This is a genomic window from Kitasatospora sp. NPDC051914, assembly GCF_040680995.1.
Taxonomy (GTDB): Bacteria; Actinomycetota; Actinomycetes; order Streptomycetales; family Streptomycetaceae; genus Kitasatospora.
The window spans coordinates 1-5,971 of the sequence record NZ_JBFAXX010000139.1 but is presented as its reverse complement, the minus strand read 5'-3'; the positions used below and the strand labels follow the sequence as shown (position 1 = coordinate 5,971).

At 71.0% G+C, this 5,971-nt stretch carries 11 protein-coding genes; 9 read left to right on the top strand and 2 right to left on the bottom strand.

Going from position 1 to position 5,971, the window contains the following annotated elements:
- The 3 genes from AB0M03_RS39245 to AB0M03_RS39235 form a co-directional block, all read left to right on the top strand.
- The coding region (locus AB0M03_RS39245; RefSeq protein ID WP_363501503.1) for a DUF2267 domain-containing protein at positions 1-189 on the top strand (189 nt) is incomplete at its 5' end.
- A 711-nt stretch (positions 190-900) separates the two neighbouring features.
- Positions 901-1,035 (top strand): hypothetical protein, encoded by a 135-nt coding sequence (locus tag AB0M03_RS39240; RefSeq protein ID WP_363501500.1) that lies wholly within the window; start codon positions 901-903, stop codon positions 1,033-1,035.
- Between the two features lie 217 nt (positions 1,036-1,252).
- Positions 1,253-1,399 carry a hypothetical protein gene (locus AB0M03_RS39235; protein WP_363501497.1) on the top strand — a complete coding sequence of 49 codons (147 nt, stop codon included), beginning with the start codon at positions 1,253-1,255 and terminating at the stop codon, positions 1,397-1,399.
- A gap of 378 nt (positions 1,400-1,777) precedes the next feature.
- On the opposite strand, the gene AB0M03_RS39230 is transcribed toward AB0M03_RS39235, so the two are convergent.
- A complete protein-coding gene (locus AB0M03_RS39230) occupies positions 1,778-2,134 on the bottom strand; it encodes a hypothetical protein (RefSeq protein ID WP_363501495.1) in 357 nt (118 codons plus the stop codon).
- 279 nt (positions 2,135-2,413) lie between these two features.
- Between AB0M03_RS39230 and AB0M03_RS39225 the strand changes: the two genes are divergently transcribed.
- The 5 genes from AB0M03_RS39225 to AB0M03_RS39205 all read left to right on the top strand — a co-directional run bounded on the left by AB0M03_RS39225 (position 2,414) and on the right by AB0M03_RS39205 (position 4,094).
- A complete protein-coding gene (locus AB0M03_RS39225) occupies positions 2,414-2,860 on the top strand; it encodes a hypothetical protein (RefSeq protein ID WP_363501492.1) in 447 nt (148 codons plus the stop codon).
- Positions 2,861-2,931: 71 nt separating this feature from the next.
- Positions 2,932-3,240 carry a hypothetical protein gene (locus AB0M03_RS39220; protein WP_363501489.1) on the top strand — a complete coding sequence of 103 codons (309 nt, stop codon included), beginning with the start codon at positions 2,932-2,934 and terminating at the stop codon, positions 3,238-3,240.
- Positions 3,225-3,548 (top strand): transposase family protein, encoded by a 324-nt coding sequence (locus AB0M03_RS39215; RefSeq protein WP_363501506.1) that lies wholly within the window; start codon positions 3,225-3,227, stop codon positions 3,546-3,548. Before AB0M03_RS39220 ends, AB0M03_RS39215 begins: the two co-directional genes overlap by 16 nt.
- A complete protein-coding gene (locus tag AB0M03_RS39210; protein ID WP_363501486.1) occupies positions 3,508-3,762 on the top strand; it encodes a transposase family protein in 255 nt (84 codons plus the stop codon). The genes AB0M03_RS39215 and AB0M03_RS39210 overlap by 41 nt, the downstream gene beginning before the upstream one ends.
- 149 nt (positions 3,763-3,911) lie before the next feature.
- Positions 3,912-4,094 carry a hypothetical protein gene (locus AB0M03_RS39205; RefSeq protein ID WP_363501483.1) on the top strand — a complete coding sequence of 61 codons (183 nt, stop codon included), beginning with the start codon at positions 3,912-3,914 and terminating at the stop codon, positions 4,092-4,094.
- Positions 4,095-4,164: 70 nt separating this feature from the next.
- On the opposite strand, the gene AB0M03_RS39200 is transcribed toward AB0M03_RS39205, so the two are convergent.
- Positions 4,165-4,620, bottom strand: a complete 456-nt coding sequence (locus AB0M03_RS39200) for a MarR family transcriptional regulator (RefSeq protein WP_363501480.1) — start codon at positions 4,618-4,620, stop codon at positions 4,165-4,167.
- A gap of 82 nt (positions 4,621-4,702) precedes the next feature.
- Here AB0M03_RS39200 and AB0M03_RS39195 point away from each other — a divergent pair, with 82 nt between their 5' ends.
- Positions 4,703-5,632, top strand: coding sequence for a zinc-binding alcohol dehydrogenase family protein (locus AB0M03_RS39195; protein ID WP_363501477.1), 930 nt, complete (start codon positions 4,703-4,705; stop codon positions 5,630-5,632).
- Positions 5,633-5,971 lie beyond the last annotated feature (339 nt).

Here is a 5,971-nt window from a genome sequence, read left to right as displayed (position 1 = left end):
CCGGCGTTCGTCGAGGCGGTCGCCCGCGCCCTGCACACCAGCCTCGCCTGCGCCCGCTGGGACGTCTCCTCCGTTCTGACCGCCCTCGCCGAGGCGGCCGGCGGCGAGCTGACGGACCGCCTGCTCGGCCGACTGCCCCGCGGCTACGCGCTGCTGTTCGGCCGTGCCGACCTCACCATTGCGGCTTGACCCGAGGCGGCACTACCGGCGCCGGCCACCCGGCCGCACAGCATGGCAAGGGGCCGGCGCCGTGCCGCTCTATCCGGCCCCCGCCGGCCTTCATGCGCCGACCGACAGGGGCCGCCACCACCCCCGCCGGGTACCCGGGTTCGAGCCCGGAGCCACAGTGGTGCGCCGCGACATCCACGTGGACAAGGTGTAGACGGTCCAGCCCTACCGGGCGCTCGCAGACACCGGCACCCGTGCTGGAGCTCACCTGCTGGCCAGGCACTCGCTCCCTCGCCCGACCAACCAGGGCGAGCGCGCTACGCACCGGCCACGACACCTCCAGGGCCGCCGTCCCCGGGCCCTGCCGGCCTGCCCGGCCGTCTCACGGCCTGCTGCTCGGCCATTGGCACCGGCACGACACCGCCGACTCGGCTGCGCACCGCGCCCGTGCCGACAGCCGCGGGGATCGGTCAGTCGGCCGCGTGAAGACGGGCGCGCCCAAGCCTCACACCGGGCACGGTCCGACCGACACCGCCGTCCGCCCGGATCGCCGTCCGAGGCCGGTGAGAACCGTCCCGCAGCCGGTTCTCCCGGCCGCTGCGCACGCTTCCGAGATGGCACCCGCCTTGGCGACCTGCTAGGACGGGGCGTCGCACTCGCCTTCACCGCCGACCGGCGGTTGCGCGATGCGGCCGGAAGTCGGAAGGCCTGATCCGCTATGCGGCCGGGCCGGTGGACGACGAGCTCGGATTCGGCGCCCTGCTGATTCGGCCCGGCGGCCTCGTCGCCCGGGCCGACGGCCACGCCCCCGGCCCCGAGGCGTTCCGGCGCGCAGCCGTCCGCTGGTTCGGCGCACCCACTTCCTGACGGGGCCTCGTGGGCCGGCCGGTGTATGGCCGACCGTGCTGTGCCGCCCGCCATCGGTTCTCCGGATCCGCACCGACTCCGATCACCCCGCAGAAAGAAACCCCTCGTGTCGAGTGAGCGCCCCGTCCGGGCCGAGCTGAACAAGGACGTGGTCCGCCGCTTCTAGGAAGCCGTCCTCAGGGTGTCCGGCGGCCCGGACTTCGCCACAGCCGGGGAGGTGGCCGGCGAGCAGGAGGCCGAACTCAACCGGGACCACCCCGACAGCGGCTTCCAGAGAGGGGCCGCCATCGGGCCGGCACGGCACAGGATGCACCTGCTGACCGGACTGAGCATCACGACCATCATTGAGCATTTTCCAACCTGAAGTTGCAGGTCATGAGGCTGCCGTGGGCCAGAGATGGGAGGTTCGGGCCGGTCGCCGGCTTGATCGCTAGCAGGTGATCGTCCGTCAGCGGGAGATCTCGGCGTTCGTCAGAGGCCGGCGCGTTGCGCGGTACGCAGCATGGCGAGGGGGCGATCATCACGCCTGCCCGCACTTACCGCATCGGTGAGCCTGGAGGCACGCACCTTCTACACGGCAATTTGGTCGGCACCGGCGGGCGGCTCGGGCGCCGGCCAGGCCGGGTCCGGCGACCAGACGGTCCACGGGTCGGCGAACGGGCCCAGGCGGTCTTGGAGAAGACCGAGTCGGCCGACCTGGTCGTACTCGTCGAGTGAGTGTGCTGGGGCCGGCCCGCGCTCGCTACGCCATCTGCACCCGCTGCACGCCGAGCACCACTAGCAGAGCTCCGACTCCGAGTAGCCAGTTCTGGTAGCCGTCGACGAGGAGCATCGCCAGGCCGAGATGGACCGCCGCCGTGGCAAGCAGGCTCCACCGGTACACGGCCGAGGGCTTCTTGGACAGCCGCACCGCGCTTCGCGCGGCCCAGACGCACATCGCCATCCAGCAGAGGCCGATGGCGAACTCAGGCAGGTGCAGGCCCTCGAACTCCGACCTGCCGACGACCCATTTGTCCACGATCTCGGCGCAGAGGAACAACGCATACAGCGCCTCGCACCACAGGGCTGCCGCCGCCAACATCGACGCCGTTTTCCGCACGGACCGCTCCTCACTCGGTGATCCACCATCAACCGACAGGACGGGCGACGGGCCTCGGTGGTTGCCGAGTGAGCTCTTCCAACCTGAAGTGCAGGTCCCAGGCCTGGCGTGAGGCGGGATCGGGGCTCTTGGGCTGGTCGGCAGTGTGATCGTTAGCAGGAGATCGTCCGTCCTGTGACCGGTTCACCCGAATTCGGGTGGCGGCGCTGCTGCGCCTCTTACTCTCCGAAGGAGGCCGGACGGGAGGAGCCGCTGGTGGTGAACGTGTTGACGTGAGTGATGCAGCGGCGGCTGGTGCTGGCCGACCGGGCCGAGCGGCTGCGGAAGGAGCTCGTCGGCCTCGACGTGGAGGTCGCGCGGCTGGAGGCGGCGGAGGCGGTGTTCGGGCAACTCGCCGACGCCCAGCGTGCCGGACACACCGACGATCCCGAGATCGCCGCCGAGCTGGAGCGGGTCACCACCACGCCGGGCGCGGGCGGGATGCTGCTGGTCCCGCATCGCGAGAAGGGCATGGACGAGAGCGCGCTGCCCGCTGACTACCAGCAGATCCTCAAGGCTGTGTCGGGCGCGACGGAGCCGTTGCCGGCGAAGGAGGCCTGTGTGGCGCTCGGCGTGGGGACCCAGCCCGCGCAGGTGGAGCCGATGCGCGGCAAGCTGAAGCGGCTGGCTGAGCGCGGCTGGCTGCACCAGACCCCGGCCGGACGCTTCACCAGCCGACGGCCGTGAGCGAGATCCGGGCCGACGATGTCCGGAAGCATACGTAACTTGCGGACCCCCGACGGTAGTTTGGGGGCTCCATGCGAAAGAAGTTCAGCCCTGCCGAAGGTCCTGACGGATTTGTCTACCAGTGCCGCCTGTCCCTGTCGAGCACGACCGTGAACATGGTCGCCGACCTGATCCGCGGCCACCTGAAGAAGATCCGCTCGCGCTGGCGCAAGCTCTCCCCAGGGCAGATCGCCGTGATCGTGCTCGCCGTCCTACGGCACGACCAGCGCCTTTGCGGCATGGCTGGCGGCAACGACGTCTCCGCCTCCACCGTGCGCCGCTGGGTCCTGGAAGTCATCGAGCTCCTGGCTGACCGAGCCCCCGGCTGGACCGCGCACTGAAGAGAATCACCCAATCGGGTGGCGTCGTCGTACTGCTGGACGGCACGCTGGTCCGCACCCGCCGCCGCACCGGGGACGAGAACCGGCCCAACTACAGCGGGAAACACAAGGTCCACGGCCTGCTGTTCCTCGCGCTCACCGACGAGAAGGGCAACCTGATCTGGATCTCCGCAGCGAAGCCGGGCCGCTCCAGCGAGATCACCGCCGCCCGCCACAACAAGATCTGCGCCAGGCTCCGCGAGGCCGGACTCGGCGCCCTGGCGGACCTTGGCTTCGTCGGCCTGGACGACGACCCCGACGACCCGTGATCGTCACCGGCCGCAAGGCGACCCGCGGCAAGCCCCTCACCCGGCCCAGAAGAAAGCGAACCGGCTGGTCAGCCGCGAGCGCGCGGCCAACGAGCACGGCTTCGCCGACCTGAAGAACTGGCGCTGCCTCACCAAGCTCCGCATGAACGCGAAGAACGCCACGACCCTGCTGCGGGCCCTGCTCGTCCTGACCAACGCCGAGGTCTCCCGCTGACCGACGATCTCCAGGGCCCGATCACGGAGCAGACCAGCCCGAGCACCCCGCCCCCAGCTCACGCCAGCCCCTGTGACCTGCGCTTCTCAGGATGAAAACTTCTCATTGTCGACGAGCTGATCGCCGAAGACCCCACTCGTGTCGTGGTCGTGGCCACCAGCAATGGTACCGACGCCCACGGCGTCCCGCGGACGATGAACGCCCTCGAACCGGCCGACGTCGTGAACGGGAAGATCACCAGGAAGCGTTCGTCCTACCAGGACACCGTGCTGCTGCGGGACACCTCACTCGAACGGGAGGCGGTGCTCGCCCAGGAAGCCGCGTGGGCCTGACTTGCCCGTTCCGGCGGCGGTGGTCCGGCACCCGGTTGGCCGCCTGCTGCGCGGCTTGCGGGTGGATCGCTCAGCGCCGGGTGGCGGGGCGCGGTGCGGCCGGCAGGGGCGGGGTGAGGACGGGCTCCAGCAGGTGGGCGAGCTGTTGGCGTTGCTGCGCGTCGAGCCGGCCGGTGGCCGGTGCGAGGGCCTCCCGCACCTCCTCGTAGAGGCGCTGGGTGAGGTCGCGCCCGGCGTCGGTGATCAGGACGACGACGGCGCGTTTGTCCTCGGGGCTGGCGTGGCGGGCCAGCAGCCCTCGTCGTTCGGCGCGGTCGATGAGGCCGGAGAGGGTCGACTTGTCCAGGCCGAGGAAGGCCGCCAGGTCGCTCATGCGGGGGCGCCGGTCGCGCACGATGCCGAGCACGCGCAGTTGGGTGAGGGACAGGTCGTGCTCGGCGCCGATGCGGGTGAGCACGCTCATGACCTGGAAGGCGCTGCGGACCAGGCCGTCGATCAGGGCCTCTTCGGAGTCGTCGGGAGCCATGGCTACACCCTACTTGACATTGTTTGCATTACCAATGATTCTGAGTTTGATTGGTAATGCAAACCAATGTCCAAGGAGTCCCATGCATGCAGCAGTCCTCACGGCGTACGACGCACCGCCCGTCTACGGCGAGCACCCCGAACCGGTCGCCCGGGGCGAGCGCGAGATGGTCGTGGACGTCCTCGCGGCGCCCCTGCACCACCTGGCCCGGGCCAAGGCGAGCGGCGCCCACTACTCCGCCTCCGGCGTCCTCCCGCTGGTCCCCGGCGTCGACGGCGTCGTCCGGGACCCCGCGGGCCGCCTGCGCTACGCGGTCCTGGACGACACGGACCTCGGAACCTTCGCCGAGCGCACCGTCATCGACGCGCATCGGAGCGTGGTCCTGCCCGACCACGTGGACCCGGTGCGGATCGCCGCCGCGATGAACCCGGGCATGTCCTCCTGGGTCGCCCTGCGCCGGCGCATCACCTTCCACGAGGGCCAGCGCGTCCTCATCCTGGGTGCCACCGGCAGCGCCGGGCGCATGGCCGTCCAGATCGCCAAGCGGTTCGGCGCCGCCCAGGTCATCGCCGCCGGCCGCGACACCGCCCGCCTCAAGGAGTTGCCCGCCCTCGGCGCCGATCGGACGCTCACCTTCGACGAGATCGCCGCCGCAGCCGACGTCGACGTCGTCCTCGACTTCGTGTGGGGCGAACCCGCCGCCGGCTCCATACTCCCGATCCTCACCGCGCGCACCGACCGATCCGCGCCGCTCACCTGGGTCCAGATCGGCTCCATCGCGGGCGCGTCCGCCCCGATCCCGTCCGTGGCCCTGCGCTCGGCCCGGTTGCAGATCGTGGGCAGCGGCATCGGATCGCTATCCCCCCGCGACTTCATCGCCGAGCTCCCCGAGCTGGCTGCCGCGGTGACCGAAGGCGCCATCGACGTCCAGGCGCGGGCCGTACCGCTGGCCCGGATCGCGCAGGCATGGAACGACACCCGCTCCGGCGAACGCCTCGTCCTCGTCCCGTAAGCCCCCACCTCACCCCTTCCGTCCCGGCCCGACTCCTTGCCGTGCCGACCCCTCCGGCTGCCCGCCGCCCGGCGCGGGCGGCGGGCAGCCGGAGCAAGGAGCGAGTCATGCAGAAACGTGCGTTGATCGTGGGCCTCGGCATCGCCGGCGTGTCCGGCAATCGGACTGAGCTGGACCGGACGGACGCCGGTGATCGCCGAGCGGGCACCCGAGCACCGCACCAGCGGTGGCAGAACGTCATGGTGCGTACGAGGCACCGGTGTCGCCCGGCCCGGAGGGCTGCGTACCTGCGCCGGACGGGATGAGTACTTCTACTCAGGCCGGGCCCGCGGTGATGAT